Source organism: Candidatus Nitrotoga arctica, assembly GCF_918378365.1.
Lineage (GTDB): Bacteria > Pseudomonadota > Gammaproteobacteria > Burkholderiales > Gallionellaceae > Nitrotoga > Nitrotoga arctica.
The window spans coordinates 2,127,978-2,146,413 of the sequence record NZ_OU912926.1; the positions used below are offsets into that span (position 1 = coordinate 2,127,978).

At 58.0% G+C, this 18,436-nt stretch carries 21 protein-coding genes and 2 pseudogenes; 21 read left to right on the forward strand and 2 right to left on the reverse strand.

What is annotated here, in order from left to right; genetic code table 11:
* Window positions 1–9 precede the first annotated feature (9 nt).
* The 7 genes from pqqC (at window position 10) to MKZ32_RS09800 (ending at window position 6,626) form a co-directional block, all read left to right on the forward strand.
* Window positions 10–765, forward strand: coding sequence for a pyrroloquinoline-quinone synthase PqqC (gene pqqC, locus MKZ32_RS09770; protein ID WP_239797093.1), 756 nt, complete (start codon window positions 10–12; stop codon window positions 763–765).
* Window positions 762–1,037, forward strand: coding sequence for a pyrroloquinoline quinone biosynthesis peptide chaperone PqqD (gene pqqD, locus MKZ32_RS09775; protein WP_239797094.1), 276 nt, complete (start codon window positions 762–764; stop codon window positions 1,035–1,037). The genes pqqC and pqqD overlap by 4 nt, the downstream gene beginning before the upstream one ends.
* On the forward strand, window positions 1,030–2,169 hold the full coding sequence (gene pqqE, locus MKZ32_RS09780) for a pyrroloquinoline quinone biosynthesis protein PqqE (RefSeq protein ID WP_239797095.1): 1,140 nt from the start codon (window positions 1,030–1,032) through the stop codon (window positions 2,167–2,169). The genes pqqD and pqqE overlap by 8 nt, the downstream gene beginning before the upstream one ends.
* The gene (locus MKZ32_RS09785; protein ID WP_239797096.1) at window positions 2,135–3,979 is read left to right on the forward strand and encodes a S9 family peptidase; all 1,845 of its coding nucleotides are present in this window, start codon (window positions 2,135–2,137) and stop codon (window positions 3,977–3,979) included. Before pqqE ends, MKZ32_RS09785 begins: the two co-directional genes overlap by 35 nt.
* Window positions 3,980–4,247: 268 nt before the next feature.
* On the forward strand, window positions 4,248–4,688 hold the full coding sequence (locus tag MKZ32_RS09790; protein WP_239797097.1) for a hypothetical protein: 441 nt from the start codon (window positions 4,248–4,250) through the stop codon (window positions 4,686–4,688).
* On the forward strand, window positions 4,681–6,012 hold the full coding sequence (locus MKZ32_RS09795; RefSeq protein WP_239797098.1) for a PQQ-dependent sugar dehydrogenase: 1,332 nt from the start codon (window positions 4,681–4,683) through the stop codon (window positions 6,010–6,012). The genes MKZ32_RS09790 and MKZ32_RS09795 overlap by 8 nt, the downstream gene beginning before the upstream one ends.
* Before the next feature lie 377 nt (window positions 6,013–6,389).
* Window positions 6,390–6,626 carry a hypothetical protein gene (locus tag MKZ32_RS09800; protein WP_239797099.1) on the forward strand — a complete coding sequence of 79 codons (237 nt, stop codon included), beginning with the start codon at window positions 6,390–6,392 and terminating at the stop codon, window positions 6,624–6,626.
* Between the two features lie 80 nt (window positions 6,627–6,706).
* Here MKZ32_RS09800 and MKZ32_RS15855 read toward each other — a convergent pair whose 3' ends face one another.
* Window positions 6,707–6,916 (reverse strand): Hachiman antiphage defense system protein HamA, encoded by a 210-nt coding sequence (locus tag MKZ32_RS15855; RefSeq protein ID WP_478210037.1) that lies wholly within the window; start codon window positions 6,914–6,916, stop codon window positions 6,707–6,709.
* Window positions 6,917–7,170: 254 nt separating this feature from the next.
* Between MKZ32_RS15855 and MKZ32_RS09805 the strand changes: the two genes are divergently transcribed.
* Complete coding sequence (locus tag MKZ32_RS09805) at window positions 7,171–8,505, forward strand: amidohydrolase (RefSeq protein ID WP_239797100.1); 1,335 nt, start codon at window positions 7,171–7,173, stop codon at window positions 8,503–8,505.
* Window positions 8,506–8,691: 186 nt separating this feature from the next.
* Here the strand turns inward: MKZ32_RS09805 and MKZ32_RS09810 are convergent, their stop codons facing one another.
* Window positions 8,692–9,579, reverse strand: coding sequence for a LysR family transcriptional regulator (locus tag MKZ32_RS09810; protein WP_239797101.1), 888 nt, complete (start codon window positions 9,577–9,579; stop codon window positions 8,692–8,694).
* Window positions 9,580–9,732: 153 nt separating this feature from the next.
* Here MKZ32_RS09810 and MKZ32_RS09815 point away from each other — a divergent pair, with 153 nt between their 5' ends.
* The 13 genes and pseudogenes from MKZ32_RS09815 to MKZ32_RS15485 form a co-directional block, all read left to right on the forward strand.
* Complete coding sequence (locus MKZ32_RS09815) at window positions 9,733–10,308, forward strand: NADPH-dependent F420 reductase (protein ID WP_239797102.1); 576 nt, start codon at window positions 9,733–9,735, stop codon at window positions 10,306–10,308.
* Window positions 10,309–10,396: 88 nt separating this feature from the next.
* Window positions 10,397–10,801 (forward strand): DoxX family protein, encoded by a 405-nt coding sequence (locus tag MKZ32_RS09820; RefSeq protein ID WP_239797103.1) that lies wholly within the window; start codon window positions 10,397–10,399, stop codon window positions 10,799–10,801.
* A 9-nt stretch (window positions 10,802–10,810) separates the two neighbouring features.
* A complete protein-coding gene (locus tag MKZ32_RS09825) occupies window positions 10,811–11,614 on the forward strand; it encodes a DODA-type extradiol aromatic ring-opening family dioxygenase (protein WP_239797104.1) in 804 nt (267 codons plus the stop codon).
* 51 nt (window positions 11,615–11,665) lie between these two features.
* Entirely contained in the window at window positions 11,666–12,226 is a 561-nt protein-coding gene (locus tag MKZ32_RS09830; protein WP_239797105.1) for an ester cyclase, read from the forward strand.
* A gap of 401 nt (window positions 12,227–12,627) precedes the next feature.
* A complete protein-coding gene (locus MKZ32_RS15710) occupies window positions 12,628–13,242 on the forward strand; it encodes a pirin family protein (protein ID WP_239798130.1) in 615 nt (204 codons plus the stop codon).
* Window positions 13,133–14,701, forward strand: a complete 1,569-nt coding sequence (locus tag MKZ32_RS09840; protein WP_239797106.1) for a hypothetical protein — start codon at window positions 13,133–13,135, stop codon at window positions 14,699–14,701. Before MKZ32_RS15710 ends, MKZ32_RS09840 begins: the two co-directional genes overlap by 110 nt.
* A gap of 69 nt (window positions 14,702–14,770) precedes the next feature.
* Window positions 14,771–15,631 carry a pirin family protein gene (locus MKZ32_RS09845; RefSeq protein ID WP_239797107.1) on the forward strand — a complete coding sequence of 287 codons (861 nt, stop codon included), beginning with the start codon at window positions 14,771–14,773 and terminating at the stop codon, window positions 15,629–15,631.
* 81 nt (window positions 15,632–15,712) lie between these two features.
* Window positions 15,713–16,033, forward strand: a complete 321-nt coding sequence (locus tag MKZ32_RS09850) for a hypothetical protein (RefSeq protein ID WP_239797108.1) — start codon at window positions 15,713–15,715, stop codon at window positions 16,031–16,033.
* A pseudogene (locus MKZ32_RS15470) lies at window positions 15,964–16,352 on the forward strand (alpha-hydroxy-acid oxidizing protein). The gene MKZ32_RS09850 and the pseudogene MKZ32_RS15470 overlap by 70 nt, the downstream one beginning before the upstream one ends.
* Before the next feature lie 13 nt (window positions 16,353–16,365).
* The gene (locus MKZ32_RS15475) at window positions 16,366–16,884 is read left to right on the forward strand and encodes an alpha-hydroxy acid oxidase (RefSeq protein ID WP_275584286.1); all 519 of its coding nucleotides are present in this window, start codon (window positions 16,366–16,368) and stop codon (window positions 16,882–16,884) included.
* Between the two features lie 98 nt (window positions 16,885–16,982).
* A complete protein-coding gene (locus MKZ32_RS09860) occupies window positions 16,983–17,342 on the forward strand; it encodes a DsbA family protein (protein ID WP_239797109.1) in 360 nt (119 codons plus the stop codon).
* A 163-nt stretch (window positions 17,343–17,505) separates the two neighbouring features.
* Complete coding sequence (locus MKZ32_RS15480; protein ID WP_275584322.1) at window positions 17,506–17,973, forward strand: Na+/H+ antiporter NhaA; 468 nt, start codon at window positions 17,506–17,508, stop codon at window positions 17,971–17,973.
* Window positions 17,883–18,401: pseudogene (locus MKZ32_RS15485) on the forward strand (Na+/H+ antiporter NhaA); the annotation flags it as partial. The gene MKZ32_RS15480 and the pseudogene MKZ32_RS15485, both read left to right, overlap by 91 nt.
* Window positions 18,402–18,436 lie beyond the last annotated feature (35 nt).

An 18,436-nucleotide genomic window follows, 5' to 3' on the forward strand; every position in this document is an offset into this window, starting at 1 on the left:
GAGCCCGTCATGACCGACGCCACGCCAATGACCACCGCCGAATTCGAACAGGCCCTGCGCGCCAAGGGTGCCTATTACCATATCTATCACCCGTACCACGTGGCGATGTACGAGGGGCGCGCAACCCGCGAGCAAATCCAGGGCTGGGTCGCCAACCGCTTCTACTATCAGGTCAATATCCCGATGAAGGACGCGGCGATCCTGGCCAACTGCCCGGATCGCGAAGTGCGTCGCGAATGGATTCAGCGCCTGCTCGACCATGATGGTGCACCCGGTAAAGACGGCGGCATCGAGGCCTGGCTGCGCCTGGGCCAGGCCGTGGGTCTGGACCCTGACCAGCTGCGTTCCCAGGAACTGGTGCTGCCCGGCGTGCGCTTTGCAGTCGACGCCTACGTCAACTTCGCCCGTCGTGCCAGCTGGCAGGAAGCCGCCAGCAGCTCGCTGACCGAGCTCTTCGCCCCGCAGATCCATCAGTCACGGCTGGACAGCTGGCCGCAGCACTATCCCTGGATCGACCCGGCCGGCTACGAGTACTTCCGCACCCGCCTGGGCCAGGCTCGCCGTGATGTCGAGCATGGCCTGGCGATCACCCTGCAGCACTACCTCACCCTGCAAGGCCAGCAACGCATGTTGGAAATCCTGCAGTTCAAACTGGACATCCTCTGGAGCATGCTCGATGCCATGACCATGACCTACGAGCTGAACCGTCCGCCCTACCACAGCGTCACCGACCAACGTGTCTGGCACAAGGGAATCGCCCTATGAGCTTCGATCGAAACCTGACCCCGAAATGGCGCACCGGCTATCGCTTCCAGTACGAACCGGCACAGAAAGGCCACGTGCTACTCTATCCTGAAGGCATGATCAAACTCAATGACAGCGCCAGCGCCATCGGCGGGTTGATCGACGGCGCGCGCAATGTCGCGGCCATCATCGTCGAGCTGGACAAGCAGTTCCCCGGCATACCCGAACTCGGTGACGACATCGAACAATTCATGGAGGTCGCTCGTGCAGAGTACTGGATCGAACTTGCCTGAGCTGCCGGTCAAGCCTGAGGTCGGCCTGCCACTGTGGCTGCTGGCCGAGTTGACCTACCGCTGCCCGCTGCAATGCCCGTACTGCTCCAACCCCCTGGACTTCGCCGCCCAAGGCAAGGAGCTAAGCACCGAACAATGGTTCAAGGTATTCCGTGAAGCACGGGAGATGGGTGCCGCGCAGTTGGGCTTTTCCGGTGGTGAACCGCTGGTGCGCCAAGACCTCGCTGAACTGATCGCCGAAGCCCGCAAGCTGGGTTTCTACACTAACCTGATCACCTCGGGTATCGGCCTGACCGAACAGAAGATCGCCGACTTCAAGACCGCCGGCCTGGATCATATCCAGATCAGCTTCCAGGCCAGTGACGAGCAGGTCAACAACCTCCTGGCCGGCTCGAAAAAAGCCTTCGCGCAGAAACTGGAAATGGCCCGTGCAGTGAAGGCCCACGGCTACCCGATGGTGCTGAACTTCGTCACTCATCGGCACAACATCGACAAGATCGACCGCATCATCGAGTTGTGCATCGCCCTGAAAGCCGACTTCGTCGAGCTTGCCACCTGCCAATTCTACGGCTGGGCACACTTGAATCGCGTCGGCCTGCTGCCGACCAAAGAGCAACTGGTACGCGCCGAACGCATCACCAACGAATACCGCGCCAAACTCCAGGCCGAAGGCAATCCGTGCAAGCTGATTTTCGTCACCCCGGATTACTACGAAGAGAGGCCGAAAGCTTGCATGAATGGCTGGGGCAGCATCTTCCTCACCGTCACCCCTGACGGCACAGCGCTCCCCTGCCATGGCGCGCGGCAGCTGCCGGTGCAGTTCCCTAATGTGCGCGATCACAGCATGCAACACATTTGGTATGACTCTTTCGGTTTCAATCGCTTCCGTGGCTATGATTGGATGCCTGAGCCTTGCCGCTCCTGCGACGAGAAAGAAAAGGACTTCGGTGGCTGCCGTTGCCAGGCTTTCATGCTAACGGGTAACGCCAGCAATGCCGATCCGGTGTGCAGCAAGTCCGCCGACCATGGGATCATTCTCAAGGCCCGTGAAGAAGCCGAGCACGCCACCCAGACGATTGAACAACTGGTCTTCCGCAATGACCGAAACTCGCGCCTCATCGCCAAAAGCTGAACTCTTCACCGCCGCCCAGGCCGTTGCTGCCGGGACCGACTTCGACGAACTGCGGGTTGGTCCCACGGGCCTGTTCTGGAACGAATTCCGTCCCCAGGATGCCGCCTGCCGCATCTGGCGCTGGCATGCCGGCCACGCCGAGCGCCTGACACCCGACGGTTTCAGCGTGCGCAGCCGAGTCTACGAATACGGCGGTGGCTCGTTCTGCCTGACCGATGACGGCGTGATCTTCGTCAACGAGAGCGACCAGCAGCTCTACTGGCAATCGCTGGAAGGCGGCGAGCCGCGAGCCTTGACCCAAGGCGAGCGGCGTTACGGCGACCTGCAGTTCGCCGGTGGACAGGTGCTGGCGGTCGAAGAAACCCATGCCGCGCAAGGTGTCGAGCACCGTCTGGTGGCCATTGCGCTGCTCGACGGCCAACGCCAGCTACTGGCCGAAGGTGCCGACTTCTATGCCGCGCCGACCCTCGATGCGTCCGGTCAACGCCTGGCCTGGATTCAATGGAGTCGGCCGGACCAACCCTGGACCGCAACCCGCCTGATGTGCCAACAGCGCCTCCCTTCGGGTCAATGGGGCGAAGCGCGTTGCGTGGCCGGCACCTCTGAACCACAGTCCTTGCAACAACCGCGTTTCGACGAACAGGGTCGCCTGTTCTGCCTTTCCGACCGCGATGGCTACTGGCAGCCCTGGGGCGAAACTGCCGAGGGCTGCACCCCCCTACGCGCTAGGGCCAACGACCATGCCGGCGCTCCCTGGCAACTGGGCGCCTGCACCTGGCTGCCAATGACCGATCAGGGTTACCTCGCCAGCTGGTTCGAAGACGGCTTCACGCGTCTAGGTATCTGCTCGGCCAATGGCCTGGTTGAAGACTACAGCGGCGACTACAACCGCTTTCGCAGCCTGAACCTGGATACCGACTTCATCTACGCCATTGCCGCCTCGGCGGTGAGCCCATCGGTGATCATCGCCATCCATCGGGCCAGCCGCGCGGTGCAAGTCCTCGCCGGCGGCACCGTGCCCCTAGCACCCGAACAGATCAGCCGCCCGCAACACTTGCGCTATGCCAGCGGCGACAGCCAGGCCTTCGGTTTCTTTTATCCGGCCATGAATGGCGAGCAACCGTCGCCACTGGTAGTGTTCATCCACGGCGGGCCGACGTCGGCCTGCTACCCTGTGTTCGATTCACGCATCCAGTACTGGACCCAGCGCGGCTTCGCCGTCGCCGACCTCAATTACCGTGGCAGCAGCAGCTACGGCCGCGCCTATCGCCAGGCGCTGCACCTGAAATGGGGCGAGACCGATGTCGAAGACGCCTGCGCGGTGGTCAGCCACCTGGCCGAGCGCGGCCTGATCAACCGTGCCCAGGTGTTCATCCGTGGCCGCAGTGCCGGCGGCTACACCACCCTCTGTGCCCTGGCCTTTCGCAACGTGTTCCGCGCCGGCGCCAGTCTCTACGGCGTCAGCGACCCCCTAGCCCTAGCTCGAACCACCCACAAGTTCGAAGGCGACTACCTCGACTGGCTGATCGGCGACCCGGTACAGGACGAACAGCGCTACCGTGCTCGCACCCCACTGTTCCACGCCGATCGCATTAAGGCCCCGGTCATCTTCTTCCAGGGCGAACTCGACGCCGTGGTCGTGCCGCAGCAAACCCGCGACATGCTCAAGGCCCTGCACGACAACGGCCTACCGGCCGAAGCGCACTTTTACCCGAACGAACGCCACGGCTTTCGCCTGGCCAGCAACCTGGCCCATGCACTGGAGTTGGAGTGGAGTTTTTACAAAAGAGTGATGGAAAGCGGTGAATGATTCGCGGATAAATCCGCGAAAACCGTTACACGGTCTGCCATCAATACGCAAACAAACGCCCCGGCCGAAATGATCAGGCACGGGGCGATGCGCAGTTACGCGAGACGGTTCGGTGAGTAATCAGTGTTTGCTTTTTTGTTGAAATGGTAACTGCTAATCACTTGTATGTTCGTTATCCTGCAGGTGGAGTTGCCTTGGTTTGGAACTGGGCGCCAGATTGTGTTTTATCGTCGCGAAAATCACTTTTATACCTAAGGAGAGCAACTTAATGAGAGTAGAAAATAAATCATCTCAATTCAGGGTGGCGTCGGCGGTTTTCAATTTGCTTAACCCGATACCTTTTGGTTTTTTTGTGGCTGTGCTTATTTTTGATATCATTTATGCCAATAGCGCTGATGTACTTTGGGTGAAAAGCTCGGCCTGGCTAGTAAGCATGGGTTTGCTGTTTGCTATCGTGCCCCGGCTCATTAATCTCTACTATGTGTGGTTTGGAAAGAGTCGGGCCACACTGGCCGTGAAGGTCGACTTCTGGCTGAACGTGTTTGGTATTGCAACTGCGCTTGTAAATGCGTTTGTGCACAGTAGGGACGCTTATGCGGTGATTCCCGATGGGGTATGGCTTTCTGTCGCTACGGTTGTCGCGCTGGCAATAGGGAGAGTCATATTGGCTTGGCAAAATGTCAGCTTCAAGGAGTTCGGCCATGAATAAGAATAAGCAAGGCTTGTGGAGTTTGCTGGGAATAGTGGTTGTTTCGTCACTGATGTTAAGTAGTTGCGACAATAAGGCAGTGGTGAATCCTTCGGAGCAAATGGGCCCCAATCCGTTACTGCCCAAAGCGCAGAACTTTCTGGTCCCGCCGATGCAGGTTCCTGACGGTGTAGGGTGGAAAGGCGATAAGACTCCCAAAGTCGTTTCCGGTTTGAGTATAGAAAAGATCGCCTCTGGACTTCTGCATCCACGTCAAATATATGTCTTACCTAACAAGGATGTTTTGGTCGTGGAATCAAATGGTCCAGGAACGGAACCTGTAACTACGCCAAAACAGATTATTGCCGGCATTATCAAAAATCGTTCAGGCAAGGGCGGTAAGGGAGGGAACCGAATTACCCTGTTGCGCAAAAAAGAAGGTACTGCTGGTGAATGGGAAAAGCACATCTTCCTCGAAAACCTGCACTCTCCTTTTGGTGTTCAACTAATCGGTGATACGTTATATGTCGCTAATACCGACAATATCATGAAGTATCACTACACCCTTGGGGAAACCAAACTATCCGCGTCAGGGACTGAGCTCGCCGATCTGCCCAATACAATCAATCATCATTGGACAAAAGCGCTGTTGGCAAGTCCGGATGGCAAGAAGCTTTACGTAGGCATCGGCTCTAACAGCAACATCACAGAAAACGGTTTGGCTGTGGAATATAGACGCGCTGCTGTGTTGGAGGTGGATACTGCAAGCGGTGCAAGTCGTGTCTATGCATCGGGCCTGCGAAATCCGACAGGCCTGCAGTGGGAACCGCAGACCGGAAAACTTTGGGCCATAGTAAATGAGCGCGATGAAATGGGCGCGGATCTGGTTCCGGATTACCTGACCTCCATTCAAGACAAAGGTTTTTATGGTTGGCCTTACAGCTATTTCGGTCAGCACGTCGATCAACGAGTCATGCCCCAGCGGCCGGATCTGGTCGAGAAATCCATCAAACCAGATTACGCTTTGAGTTCGCATGTTGCTCCACTGGGATTACTCTTTTACAGCGGAAATAACCTGCCGGAGAAATACCGAGGAGGCGCATTCATCAGCGAACATGGTAGTTGGGATCGCTCCCCGTTAAGTGGTTATAAGGTGTCTTACGTTGCCTTTGAACATGGCAAGCCCACGGGTACTTCTCAGCCTGTCGTTACTGGTTTCACTTCAGATGACGAAAAAGATCTATACGGCGCTCCGGTGGGATTAGCTCAGGATGCAGAGGGAGCGTTGCTGATCGCTGATGATGTAGGTAATGTAATCTGGCGGGTGACAAGGGACAAACACTGATGATCTATTACAGCAAATAGACTGATCAAACTGCATTTATTGAAGGGCGAAGATGAGCGCCCGGCGTATCGCTGATGGCGATGTCGGGTGCTCACTTGATACAAGATTGATTTGGTAAGAAACGTCGTTAGTGAAGGCGCACCGTGGGGATGTGATCATGTGTAGTAGTTCCGACTTAATCGTACAGTAATGCCTTGCTAAAGGGTGGGGTTACCCGGTTTGATAGAGGTGCGAATCTTTATCAATCTGCGCGTAAAACTCCAAGGAGTAACCCTGAGCATTGCTGCCCTTAATTTACTTGTAAACGGAAGCATCCCGACGCGGACGATTTCAAGCTATGTTATTCATCACGAATCACGACAAGTACATCATGTCCGATGAACAGCACGTACTCCCTGCCCCCCCGCCAACAGGTTTTTCCGGAACACTGGCGTTATTGCCTGGGCCATGTTCGCTTCACTTTCATCGATGCTAGACGCCACTGCTGTTCACCTTATCCTTCTGATGCTCCACAACGCGGAGACCAACCGATATCTGCTCAATGCTTCCTGGATATGATTGGAGTCACGGCGCAAGTGTGGGGCATGATCATTGCCGGAGAAGGTAAACCATAAGTGCGTAACTTGAGCAGCTTTGATTCGCGTCCTGAGTTGTGCCGTATCGAGCAAATCAGTCAAATGCGTTTCCGCATCTATCAGCCAGGAACGAGATCACATGTGCCGAAGAACGGCCCTTGTTCGCAGAGAGCGTTTTTCGCGCGGTGGTCACAGTCGTGACCAGATAGCGACACACGACTCTTTGCTTCGCCCTTGAGAATCAAGACGTCCCCTGTGGCCGCGTCCAAGCCAAATGCAAGCACATCCTCTCCTCGCATGGACATATTGCGATGAACTTTCCACCGCAAGCGTTGCCACCGTACGTGAAAGCCGTAAATTCACCTACAGGGCGTTCTCAATCAGACCAACCAATTGATAGCTGACAGGAGGCTCAGGCTCAACATTGCCGTTGGTGGCTTGGCTTTGCCTTAATAATGGAGAACTCCATTTTGCCGGGTTCAGCCAAGTCAGCAGTGATTGACGCTCCTTGGCTTAATCGGTTAAGCTGGTTATTTTGCAGCGACTGCTACAGGACGTTGCATCAATGTCAGGAGTTGAAATAATGCGATCATTCAAACCTTCAAAGTTGCTGGTCGGCCTGCTGCTAGGCCTCGCCGGTGCCGCTCAAGCCCAACAACCCAGCGCACTTGAGGAGCAGGCTTACAGCCGCGCTGCCGCTGTGGAACCGAAGCTGATTAAATGGCGCCGCGATATTCACCAACATCCAGAATTGAGCGAACAGGAAACGCGCACCTCCAAACTGGTGGCTGACCACCTGCGCAAGCTCGGCATGGAGGTTCACACTGGTATCGCTCGCACCGGCGTGGTGGGCATACTCACGGGTGGCAAGCCTGGGCCTACCGTGGCACTACGCGCCGACATGGACGCGCTGCCGGTCAAGGAACCGGGAACCCTGCCGTTCGCCTCTAAAGCTCGCGGCATGTATCAGGGCAAAGAAGTGGACGTTATGCACGCCTGCGGTCACGATGCTCACACCGCCATGCTGATGGCCACCGCTGAAGTACTGGCTGGTATGCGCGAGAAACTGCCTGGCAAGGTGATGTTCATCTTCCAGCCGGCGGAAGAGGGATCGAGTCTGGTCATGCCAGGCCAGAACAAACTTTGGGGTGCGCAACAGATGCTGAAAGAGGGAATGTTCGACAAACTCAAACCCGATGCCGTGTTTGCTGTACATGTCATGCCTGGGCGCTCAGGTGAGCTTAGCTGGCGCACCGGCGCGACCACTGCTAGCAGCGATGACCTGCATATCACCATCACCGGCAAGCAGGGCCATGGCGGCATGCCTTGGAACACCATCGACCCGGTAGTGACTGCAGCCCAAGTGCTCACCGGCCTGCAGACTGTGGTGAGCCGCCGGACCAATCTGACGCAGTCGCCAGCGGTGGTCACTGTCGGCATGATCCAGGGCGGCAGCGCCCCCAACATTGTCCCGGCTCAAGTACAAATGGCAGGCACCATTCGTACCTACGACGAGAAGGTCCGAGCGCAGGTCGGCCGCGACGTGAAACTCAGCGCCGAGAAGATCGCCGAAAGCGCGGGGGCCAAGGCTGAGGTTTCGGTGGTGCCGGCTTACGGCACCACGATGAACGACGAAAAGCTCGCGGCGCAAATGGCTCCCGTGCTTGACCGGGCGGCCTCGGGCAAGGTGGCTACTAGCCCGCTGGTCGGTGCCTCCGAGGACTTCTCCTTCTTCGCCAGTCAAGTGCCCGGCCTATACTTCTTCCTTGGCGTAACTCCAGATGGCCAAGACCCGGCGACCGCCGCGCCTAACCATAATCCGAATTTCTTTGTGGATGAAAGCGCGCTAGTCGTCGGAACACGGGCGCTGTCAGGGGTGACTATCCAGTTTCTGGAGACAGGGAAGAAGGGTGGATAGTCGCGAGCGCTCAATTGCGCTTGGTACTCTCTGTTTCACCTCTCACCTCCGTTTCAAGTTTAACAAAACGTTGGTGTCCACTTTCCCCAGCCTACCTCACCCTTCTATCTCCTATATTACTGACTTATGAGTAATTGGTTCAACTTAACGATCCAGATCCAATGGACTCTCACCAACCAAAACCGTTCACTTGGATACGCCTGACGAAACGACATCCATCGCCGTTTGGATGAATGCCTGCACCTTGGGCGATGCATATTTTCGGCTCGGGTAGACGAAATAGAACGCGCCTGCCCCCATCGATTTCCATTGCGGAAGAACGGGTACAAGCGTGCCGGCTTCTACCGCATCTGCGGACAGGAAGTCAGGCAGCCAGCTGATTCCTTCGCCAAGAATGGTCAGTGCTTTGATGGTTTCGAGATCGTCGGCTAGGATGCGGCTGACGACCGGTACATCTACTTCTGACTTGCCGTTCGTGAGCTGCAGTACGTCGACTCCCTTACGCCCGACGAACGACGCCTTGACCAATTCCTTGGGATGAGTGAACTTGCCGAATCCTTGGATATAGGCCGGGGAAGCCCAAAGATTGGCGCGCAAGTCAATAAAGCGTTTCGCGATCATTGACGAGTCTTTCAGCATGCCGGCACGGATAGCTAAATCAACGCCTTCTCCGACCAGATCGGTTACCCGGTTTGAAATCAGCAACTCAATGGTGATCTCAGGATACTTCGCCAGATAGGCACGCGTAATGCGAGGAAGCACCATATGCCCTATATCGACAGGGGCGGTGACTTTGAGTACGCCAGTCGGCTTGCCTTGCGACGATAGCAGGGCAGCCTCCCCGAGTTCTACTTCCCGAACGGCATTCGCGCAATGATGAAAGTATTTCTCACCAGCTTCCGTCACATGCAATTTACGAGTGGTGCGGTGGATCAGGTTCACCCCCAGTCGTTTTTCCAGCGCGGCAAGCTTAGCGCTGACCGTCGTCTTGGGCATGTTCAGCAGTCTTGCCGCATTGGAAAGACTACCTGATTCCACGACTTTCACGAATACAGCAATTGCATCGAGATCCATATGATTGTCCAAAATTATGCACAGTGATTCCAAACTTTACCATCTAGTGCATGATCAAACAAACGCCTATAGTACTTCCATCAACACGCGCATCAAGGAAATCGGTCTAATGCGTAGTAGCGTTGAAGGCAACTCATATAACAAGGAGCAGTCATGAAACAGAAAATAGCTATCATCGGAACTGGAAACGTCGGCAGCGCCCTCAAAAAGGGCCTTACACGAGCTGGATATGAAGTTCGATCCACCAAGAAAGATCAAGTCGTTGCGGACGCTTCCTGGGCCGATGTCATCATGCTTGCAGTCCCATTTGGTGCGATCCAGGATGTGGCGAGCGAGTTGAAAACGGCAGCTGACGGCAAAACTGTCGTAGACGTGACCAATGCGCTAACGCCAGATATGCAGCTTGCTATCGGATTTACGACGAGCGGCGCCGAGGAACTGCAAAAAACGCTTCCACGCGCGCATGTGGTCAAGAGCTTCAATACCGTCTTTGCTCAGCACATGAGCGAAGGATCAGTTGCAGGGCAACAGCTAAGCGTGTTCGCCGCGGGGGATGACGAAGCGGCACGCAAGGCGGTACTTGAATTGGGTAAAGCGATCGGTTTTGACGCGATTGATGGTGGGCCATTGCAAAACGCCCGGAGCTTGGAAGCACTCGGCTACTTCAATATCCAACTTGGCTATGTGCTCGGCAACGGGACGAACATCGGCTTCAAGCTGGTGCATTGAAAAGAGAGTAACGGTGCTTGCGCAGAGGCGTAACAAGCACCGACTACTCGATAGAACTAAAGAAAAATCATCATTTACGGAGCGAATCATGAAACTCGAACAGAAATTTATTAATACGTGGTCTCCACGTCTATTGGCCGTGTTACGCATTGTGACAGGTCTCCTTTTTCTCGAGCATGGAACCGCCAAGCTTCTAGGTTTGCCGCACGTCGCCATGTTTGACGGATTGCAGCTGCTTTCCCTTATGGGACTGGCAGGAGTATTAGAACTGGGCGGAGGTTTGCTGATTGTTCTGGGGCTATTTACGAGGCCGGTTGCTTTCATTTTATCTGGCATGATGGCGGTGGCCTATTTCATGGCCCATGCCCCGCAAGCGTTTTTGCCGCTTGTGAATCAAGGCGAACTTGCGGTGCTGTATTGCTTCGTTTTCCTCTACCTGTTCATTGCTGGCCCTGGCGCGTTTAGCATTGATTCAGCGCACAAAAGTACATAGGAGATACTCATGACTAAGATGCCCGTTTACTTTTTGTCTCATGGTGGTGGCCCCTGGCCCTATGTCGAAAGCATGAGACAGCAGTTCTCCAAGACTGAACGCGAGTTTAAGGCGCTTCCAAATCGTCTGCCGGCAACGCCAAAAGCAGTGTTAGTGATTACCGGCCACTGGGAAGCGGAACAATTCACCGTTTCGACGGCAGAGCGTCCGCCCATGGTTTACGACTACTCTGGATTCCCTGAGCACACTTATCACATACAGTACCCTGCGCCGGGCTCGCCAGAGCTCGCTTCAAGAGTGAAAAGTTTATTGTCGAATGCCGGCATTTCGGCAAAGGAAGACTCCGGCCGTGGTTTTGATCATGGGACATTTGTTCCACTTGCACTAATGTACCCGAACGCAGATGTGCCGATTGTCATGTTATCGCTTAAATCTGATTATGACCCGCAGGAACATATTCGCGTTGGTCAGGCGCTTCTGCCTTTGCGTGACGAGGGTGTGCTGATTATCGGCAGTGGCTTGACCTACCACAACATGCGAGGTTTCGGCCGAGATGAATCCACGCCGATTGCCGAAGCATTTGAAAACTACCTGAACAATGCGATTGAACAAAGCGATGCTAAGGTAAGAAATGCCATGCTGGCGAAATGGGAAACCATACCGGGTGCACGATTGGCACACCCGCGTGAAGACCACTTGATTCCGCTCATGGTCGTTGCCGGCGCGGCGGGGAATGATATAGGGCGACCAGTGTTTGTAGACCACGTGATGAAAGTTCCAATGGCATCTTATGAGTTTGGGCGCGGCGCATAAGGAAACGCAAGTTTGCGCATAGCTTCCGCTAACTGAAAAAGGAGTTCTAAAATGAAAAAGTATATTTCCACTTTGCTGTTGTCAGTCGCTGCACTTACTGGATGCGCTACATCCTCGACCCAAACATCTGCTGACATCGATTTGATGAAGCATCAGTTGGCTGATATTAAAAACACCAAGCAACTTGAAAAGACAAATCTCGAAAACTTCGATGATTTGGACTTCAATGTCTATAGCGGCCAAAAATGGGATCAGTTCTATAAGAGCCACGGCAAAGACATCGTCGTTCACTATCCGGATGGCAGTGTGACAAAAGGGCTGGACTCTCACATCGAGCAACTTAAACCGATGTTTGTATTTGCACCTGATACCCATATTAACGAGCATCCAATTCGCATTGCATCCGGAGAGTGGACGGCAGTCCAGGGTGAGTTGATTGGAACCTTTACTCGTCCCATGCCGATCGGAAACGAGAAGACGATTGCGCCTACCGGTAAGACGTTCAAGCTCACAATGGTGACCATTGGGCATTGGAAAAACGGTGTCATGGACGAAGAATGGTTAGCGTGGGACAACCAATCCTTCATGAAGCAAATCGGGTTGGCTCAATAAAGCATCGGGTTGGTTCAATAAGCGATAAACATGGTGCAGCGCGTATTGGTGTGACAGCTGGGGCTGACGGCATCGGAAAAGAGACCACCGTCGTGCGCCTTGTGCTTTTATGCGGACTCGTGCCCGAAGGAGACTCAAGCTGCACAACGGTGAGTCAACCGGTTCAGCAATCAAGCTCTTGTCCACTGGCTTGACTACTGAAGTTTGAACGAAATTAAAGATATTAGGAGAATGCCATGCCCCTGTCTCGCAAGATCAGCCGCGTCGTGACGGTTCCGCCGATCGGGCCCGGATTCGCGGGGCCCGCGCACACCGCCGCTGCGGTGATTCCCCCGGGTGACTTCGAAGCGACCGACCCCTTCTTCCTGATGATGGACGACCGCATCAGCGTAGCTGGTCAGATGGGCGGCGAGCACCCACATGCCGGACTGGAGACGGTAACTTTCATGCTCAGCGGCACGATGGAGGACCTGGGTGGAAAGCTCCTCGAAGGCGACGTGGAATGGATGACTGCGGGCCGGGGCATCATTCACGCGGAGAAAGCGGTCGTCTCGGAAGGCATGCGCCTCCTGCAATTGTGGGTAGTCCTGCCGGAGAACCAACGGCACATTGCGCCTCGCGTCCAGCTGCTCGCCCGAGATCGAATGCCGGTACGGCAAGAGCCTGGGAGCGAGGCCCGGCTCTATAGTGGGCGCTCGGGCGGGCTAGAGGCTGCCACGATCAATGCGATCCCTGTTACGTCGATTGACATCAGAAACGTTCAAGCGCCAAATGAACAGGACTTTGCCGACGTGGGTCGCTTGTTGACGCAGTCGACTACTCCGAATCACCCAATTTTTAGGAGACTTTATGAGAACAGGTTTGCGACCAGTGTCGTCTTTCCCGCTTCTAATCGGGAGTGTGATCATGGCAGTCATGCCGGCAGGCGCGCAGGAGCCGCAACGCGGGGCTCCCGCGGTTCAACCAGGCAGATTGACTCGGGTCGGGACGATCGACGAGCGCTTCCAGTCCTATAACGTCGAGATGCTGGAGGTGACCGGCGGCAAATTCTGGAAGCCGTACAAGGAGATTGGGAAGCCGGCGGCGCAACCCTCCGCGGCGTCAGGCAGGGAGGCCCAGAGCGGCGATACGCCGGCCGGAATGAGCGCCGACCTCTACCAGCATCGCCCACCGCTCGCCCTTACCAACCGGCGACTGCGCGCCATGGCTCGGGCGCTCGGTCCAGCCTACATGCGGATCAGCGGCACCTGGGCCAACACGACCTATTTCGCCGATACGGACACGCCGCCCAAGAACCCACCCCAGGGTTATGGCAGCGTGCTCACGCGCCAGCAGTGGTTGGGGGCGATCGACTTTTCACGCGCGGTAGACGCGCCTATTGTCACGTCGATGCCGATCGGAACAGGCACGCGCGGGGCGGACGGGCTCTGGCGGCCCGACCAGGCCCGCCGCTGGCTTGCCTTCACCAAGGCAAATGGCGGAACGATCGCCGCGGCCGAGTTCTTCAACGAGCCCACGATGGCTTCGATGGGCGGCGCTCCCAAAGGCTATGACGCAGCGGCGTTCGGACGTGACTTCCGCGGATTCGAGCCTTTCATGCGAAAGGAGTACCCGGGCACCAAGCTTCTCGGCCCCGGGTCCGTTGGAGAGGCGAACGCTGATTGGGCCGTCGCCGCGGGCGGATACGGGAACATGGAGGTGCTGCCCGCGGCCGAGCTCGCTGCTTCGACGAGGAACGCCGACGCCTTCTCCTACCACCACTATGGAGCGGTCTCGCAGCGATGCGCGGCCATGGGCCAGCAGACCAGCGCCGACCAGGCGCTATCCGAGGACTGGCTCGGCCGCACCGACCAGACGCTCGCTTTCTATCGCGGCGTGCGCGACAAGGCCATGCCGGGCAAGCATTTCTGGAACACGGAGACGGCGGACACGGCCTGCGGCGGCAATCCTTGGGCCGGCACCTTCCTGGACACTTTTCGCTACCTCGACCAACTCGGCCGGCTCGCTCGTCAGGAGGTGGACGTCGTCATGCACAACACGCTGGTCGCCAGCGATTACGGACTCCTGGACGAAAACAGCTTCGCGCCCAAGCCCAAGTTCTGGGGCGCCTTGCTGTGGCGCAAACTGATGGGAACCACCGTGCTCGACTCGGGCGTTCCGATCGCTGCCGGCCTCCATGTCTATGCACACTGCCTACGCGTGGTGCCGTCCGGGGTCGCGCTGATGGTGATCAATACCGACAAGAACATGGCTGGCGCGATGAACGTTCCGGCCCCGGCGTTGCGCTACACGCTGCGCGCGACGGAGCTGCAGGGCACCCATGTCGAATTGAACGGCAAGGTGCTCGAGCTCGGACACAATGACGCGCTGCCCGCGCTTACCGGGATCCCTATTCCCGCCGGGGACGTTTCGTTCGAGCCGGCGTCGATCACGTTTTTGGCGCTTCCGAATGCGTCCAATGACGCTTGCCGCTAGCTAAGCTAAACCCAATCAGGATCCCCCAGCTACTGCCACGGGCCCCTGGGCATCTACAAGGAGAATGCCATGCCCCTGTCTCGCAAGATCAGCCGCGTCGTGACGGTTCCGCCGATCGGGCCCGGATTCGCGGGGCCCGCGCACACCGCCGCTGCGGTGATTCCCCCGGGTGACTTCGAAGTGACCGATCCCTTCTTCCTGATGATGGACGACCGCATCAGCGTAGCTGGTCAGATGGGCGGCGAGCATCCACATGCCGGACTGGAGACGGTAACTTTCATACTCAGCGGCACTATGGAGGACTTGGGTGGAAAGCTCCTCGAAGGCGACGTGGAATGGATGACTGCGGGCCGCGGCATCATTCACGCGGAGAAAGCGGTAGTCTCGGAAGGCATGCGCCTCCTGCAATTGTGGGTGGTTCTGCCGGAGAACCAACGGCACATTGCGCCTCGCGTCCAGCTACTTGCCCGAGATCGAATGCCGGTACGGCAAGAGCCTGGGGTCGAGGCCCGACTCTACAGTGGGCGCTCGGGCGGGCTGGAGGCTGCCACGATCAATGCGGTCCCTATTACGCTGCTGGACATTCGACTGCAGGCAGGTGCCTCTTTCGGACAGGAGCTCCCTTCGTCCTATAACGGGTTCCTCTTTGTCTTGGAGGGCGCCCTGACCGCTGGCGATCCATCGGTGGGGATCGCCGCGGGTCAAGTGGGCTGGTTGGATCGGGTGTCGAAAGTCGGCGACAGCATCCTCAACATCCGCTCCGGCATGGACGCCACTCGAGTCCTGCTCTACGCAGGTGCGCCTCAGAACATCACCCTCGCATCGCGCGGCCCCTTCATTGCAGGGTCGGAGGCCGAGCTATCCCAATATTTTGCTGAGTTTCATCGCGGAGGGTTCGCTCGGGCGAGCGCCATGCGAATACGATCCTGACGCGCGGCGCTCGATGGACGCTGTTTTGGGTCCCATGCAGGAAAAAAATGGAGATATTTCGATGAATCGTTCACGCAGGAAATGATGCAATGGGCAAGCGCTGGCCTTGCAACCGCCGCGCTGGGGACGCCGCGCACTTTGCTCGTGCAATTGCTCGAGGAGGCCAGGACCGCGGCCCTGACGCTCGTCCGCAAGGGTGTCGATCGCGAGCTCAACGTCATCAACATCGACCTGCTCGAGCTGGAGGCGAAGAAGGTCTACACCGATGCGGTCTATGCCTTTGTCGCGAACGGGTCCGGAAAGAACTGGACACTCAACGAGAATCAACGGGCGTGGGGCGATTGGGCCTTCACGCCGCACCGCATGGGCGGTGTCGTGCGCGACAGGATCGACACTCCGTAACGCTGCTGGGAGAGAAACTCCCTCATCCCATTCTGATTACACTCTTTGGCAGCCATGGCCTGCACCATCCGGCGGGCGAAGTGGCCACTGCGCAAGGCGCAGCCAAGTCGGGGGCGTGTCGAGCGCATCGACTCAGTCCATGGAGGAAATCGTCAAGGCGTCGGCATCCCCCAAGTGGTTCCAGATGTACCTCAACGTCGACGAGGGGCTCTCGCGCGAGATCCTGCAACGCGCGCGCGCCGCGGGATACAAGGCGATCATCCACACCGTCGATGCCATTGGACAAGGTTCCTCGGACGAATACATTCGCCACAATTAAGGCGCGGCCCTGGTTGCCCTATGGAAATTTCAAGGCCGGCAGCGCCAATACCTTCAAGACCAATCTCACCTGGAAGGACACCGAAATGATCCGCCAGGTCACCGGGCTGCCGGTCGTAGTAAAGGGCATCACCCGCCCTGAAGACGCGGTGGCCGCGATCAAAGCGGGCGCCGCGGCGATCCAGGTTTCCAATCACGGAGGGAGGGCGCTCGACGGCACGCCGGCGAGCATCACCGTCCTGCCCAGGATCGCCGACGCCGTGAAAGGCGACGTTCCAATCATCCTCGACAGTGGTATCCGGCGCGGTACGGACATCGTGAAAGCGCTCGCGCTCGGAGCCAGCGCAGTCGTCGTTGGCCGGCCCGTAATGTACGCGCTCGTTCTTGGCGGCGCCTCGGGCGCGGATAGCGTCATCAAATTCCTGCGCGAGGAGCTAGTCGACTCGATGCTGCATTGCGGCGTGTCGAGGTGCGCGGATTTGAACCGAACGCACATTGCATCGACACTTAGGGCTGGACGTGACGTCTTGTGATGAGGTCGTGATCCAGCAGAAGGGGCCCGGGGCTGCTGGCTACATTGATCCGCAGGCAGCCGGTGCCGGGGAATGCCCATGACTGATGCGAACCTGAAATGGCTGATCCTCCCGTCGACGGCGGCCGCGATCACTGCCTGGGGGAAACCGGGGCGGATATCACGCTCGTCGAATATGGCAGCCTCGACTGCCCTTATTGCCGTGGCGCGCATGAAGTCGTCGCCAGCCTGCGCGATCGTTTCGGCGACCGGATGCGCTATGTCTTCCGCCACCGCTCCATCATGGGCGACGACATCGCGCGCGAAGGCGCCGATTTCGCCGAGTACGCGCACCAGAGCCGGTTAGTACTGGGAGGCCCACGACGCGCTGATGAAACTCGGTCCAGCGCTCGCGCCGGAACATTTCGACGTCACGGCGGTGCGGCTCGGTCTGCCTCCGCGCGAGGGACAAGGCGCTGAGGCCTGGCGCCGGGCCCGGGCGAAAGTCGAGGACGACATCACGAGCGCGCGGCGCAGCGGCGTGATCGTGGCGCCGACTTTCTTCATCAACGGCCGGCGCTACGAGGGACCCTGGGACGAGAACGCGCTCATCGAGGCATCCTCGGCTCGCTCGGCCACCACCATGCAGAGCGCCGCCCTGAATTTCGCGCGGTGGGCGCCTTCCACCGGCCTGCTGCTCCTGCTCGCAACGCTGCTCGCCGTCGTCCTCACCAATTCGCCGCTGGGGCCGGAGTTCGAGGCTCTCTGGCGCATGCCATTCGGCCTGCTGGCCGGCGAGTCCGCGTTTCGCATGCCGCTGCGCGACTGGATCAACGACGGTCTTCTCACCATATTCTTCCTCGTCATTGGCCTCGAGATCAAGCGCGAGTTCACGGTAGGCCGCCTCGCGACGCGGCGCACGGCCGCGCTGCCTTCTGGCCGCGGCTGCCGGCGGCATGCTGCTGCCCCGCGCTTATCTACCTCGCGGTGGCGCCGCCCGGCCCCCTCGCGCACGAATGGGCCGTTTCGACGACGACGGACACCACGTTCACGGTCGCCATCATCGCCATGCTGGGCAACCGGGTGCCGGTCGAGCTGCGGATCTTCCTGACGGCGGCGGTGGTCATCGACGATCTGGTGGCGATCGCCATCGTCGCCGTGTTCTATTCCACCGGGCTCGATGCCTACTCTGCCGGGGCCGCCGCAATCGTCACCGGGCTGCTGGTGTTCATCAACCGCAGCGGAATTTACCGGATGCTGCCTTACGCGGTGCTCGGTGTCCTCCTGTGGAGCTGCCTCCACATCTCCGGCCTGCACGCCACACTGGCGGGCGTGATCCTGGCGGTCGTTACGCCGACGCGCCCGCCGGGCAACCTGGCGGCGCTGATGTCGCAAGCCAAGGCGGTGTTCCGTCACGAGCTGCAGGCCTCATGCGAGAAGGTGCTGCGGCACGAGCCTTCGGAGCCGGCGCTGCATGCCATCGATCAGATACACGACCGGATATAATCCCCGGCCGCGAAGCTGCTGCGCTCGGTGGAGCCATGGTCCAGCTATGCCGTGCTGCCGCTGTTCGC

Coding starts and splice junctions, on each gene's coding strand:
- MKZ32_RS09830 (WP_239797105.1), top strand. CDS start 11,666: ATGAAAAAGTATATTTCCACTTTGCTGTTGTCAGTCGCTGCACTTACT.
- MKZ32_RS09860 (WP_239797109.1), top strand. CDS start 16,983: ATGGCTGATCCTCCCGTCGACGGCGGCCGCGATCACTGCCTGGGGGAA.
- MKZ32_RS09840 (WP_239797106.1), top strand. CDS start 13,133: ATGGCAGTCATGCCGGCAGGCGCGCAGGAGCCGCAACGCGGGGCTCCC.
- MKZ32_RS09790 (WP_239797097.1), top strand. CDS start 4,248: ATGAGAGTAGAAAATAAATCATCTCAATTCAGGGTGGCGTCGGCGGTT.
- MKZ32_RS15710 (WP_239798130.1), top strand. CDS start 12,628: ATGGGCGGCGAGCACCCACATGCCGGACTGGAGACGGTAACTTTCATG.
- MKZ32_RS09845 (WP_239797107.1), top strand. CDS start 14,771: ATGCCCCTGTCTCGCAAGATCAGCCGCGTCGTGACGGTTCCGCCGATC.
- MKZ32_RS09805 (WP_239797100.1), top strand. CDS start 7,171: ATGCGATCATTCAAACCTTCAAAGTTGCTGGTCGGCCTGCTGCTAGGC.
- MKZ32_RS09795 (WP_239797098.1), top strand. CDS start 4,681: ATGAATAAGAATAAGCAAGGCTTGTGGAGTTTGCTGGGAATAGTGGTT.
- pqqC (WP_239797093.1), top strand. CDS start 10: ATGACCGACGCCACGCCAATGACCACCGCCGAATTCGAACAGGCCCTG.
- MKZ32_RS15480 (WP_275584322.1), top strand. CDS start 17,506: ATGCAGAGCGCCGCCCTGAATTTCGCGCGGTGGGCGCCTTCCACCGGC.
- MKZ32_RS09800 (WP_239797099.1), top strand. CDS start 6,390: ATGAACAGCACGTACTCCCTGCCCCCCCGCCAACAGGTTTTTCCGGAA.
- MKZ32_RS09785 (WP_239797096.1), top strand. CDS start 2,135: ATGACCGAAACTCGCGCCTCATCGCCAAAAGCTGAACTCTTCACCGCC.
- MKZ32_RS09850 (WP_239797108.1), top strand. CDS start 15,713: ATGATGCAATGGGCAAGCGCTGGCCTTGCAACCGCCGCGCTGGGGACG.
- MKZ32_RS09825 (WP_239797104.1), top strand. CDS start 10,811: ATGACTAAGATGCCCGTTTACTTTTTGTCTCATGGTGGTGGCCCCTGG.
- MKZ32_RS09820 (WP_239797103.1), top strand. CDS start 10,397: ATGAAACTCGAACAGAAATTTATTAATACGTGGTCTCCACGTCTATTG.
- MKZ32_RS09815 (WP_239797102.1), top strand. CDS start 9,733: ATGAAACAGAAAATAGCTATCATCGGAACTGGAAACGTCGGCAGCGCC.
- MKZ32_RS09810 (WP_239797101.1), bottom strand. CDS start 9,579: ATGGATCTCGATGCAATTGCTGTATTCGTGAAAGTCGTGGAATCAGGT.
- pqqD (WP_239797094.1), top strand. CDS start 762: ATGAGCTTCGATCGAAACCTGACCCCGAAATGGCGCACCGGCTATCGC.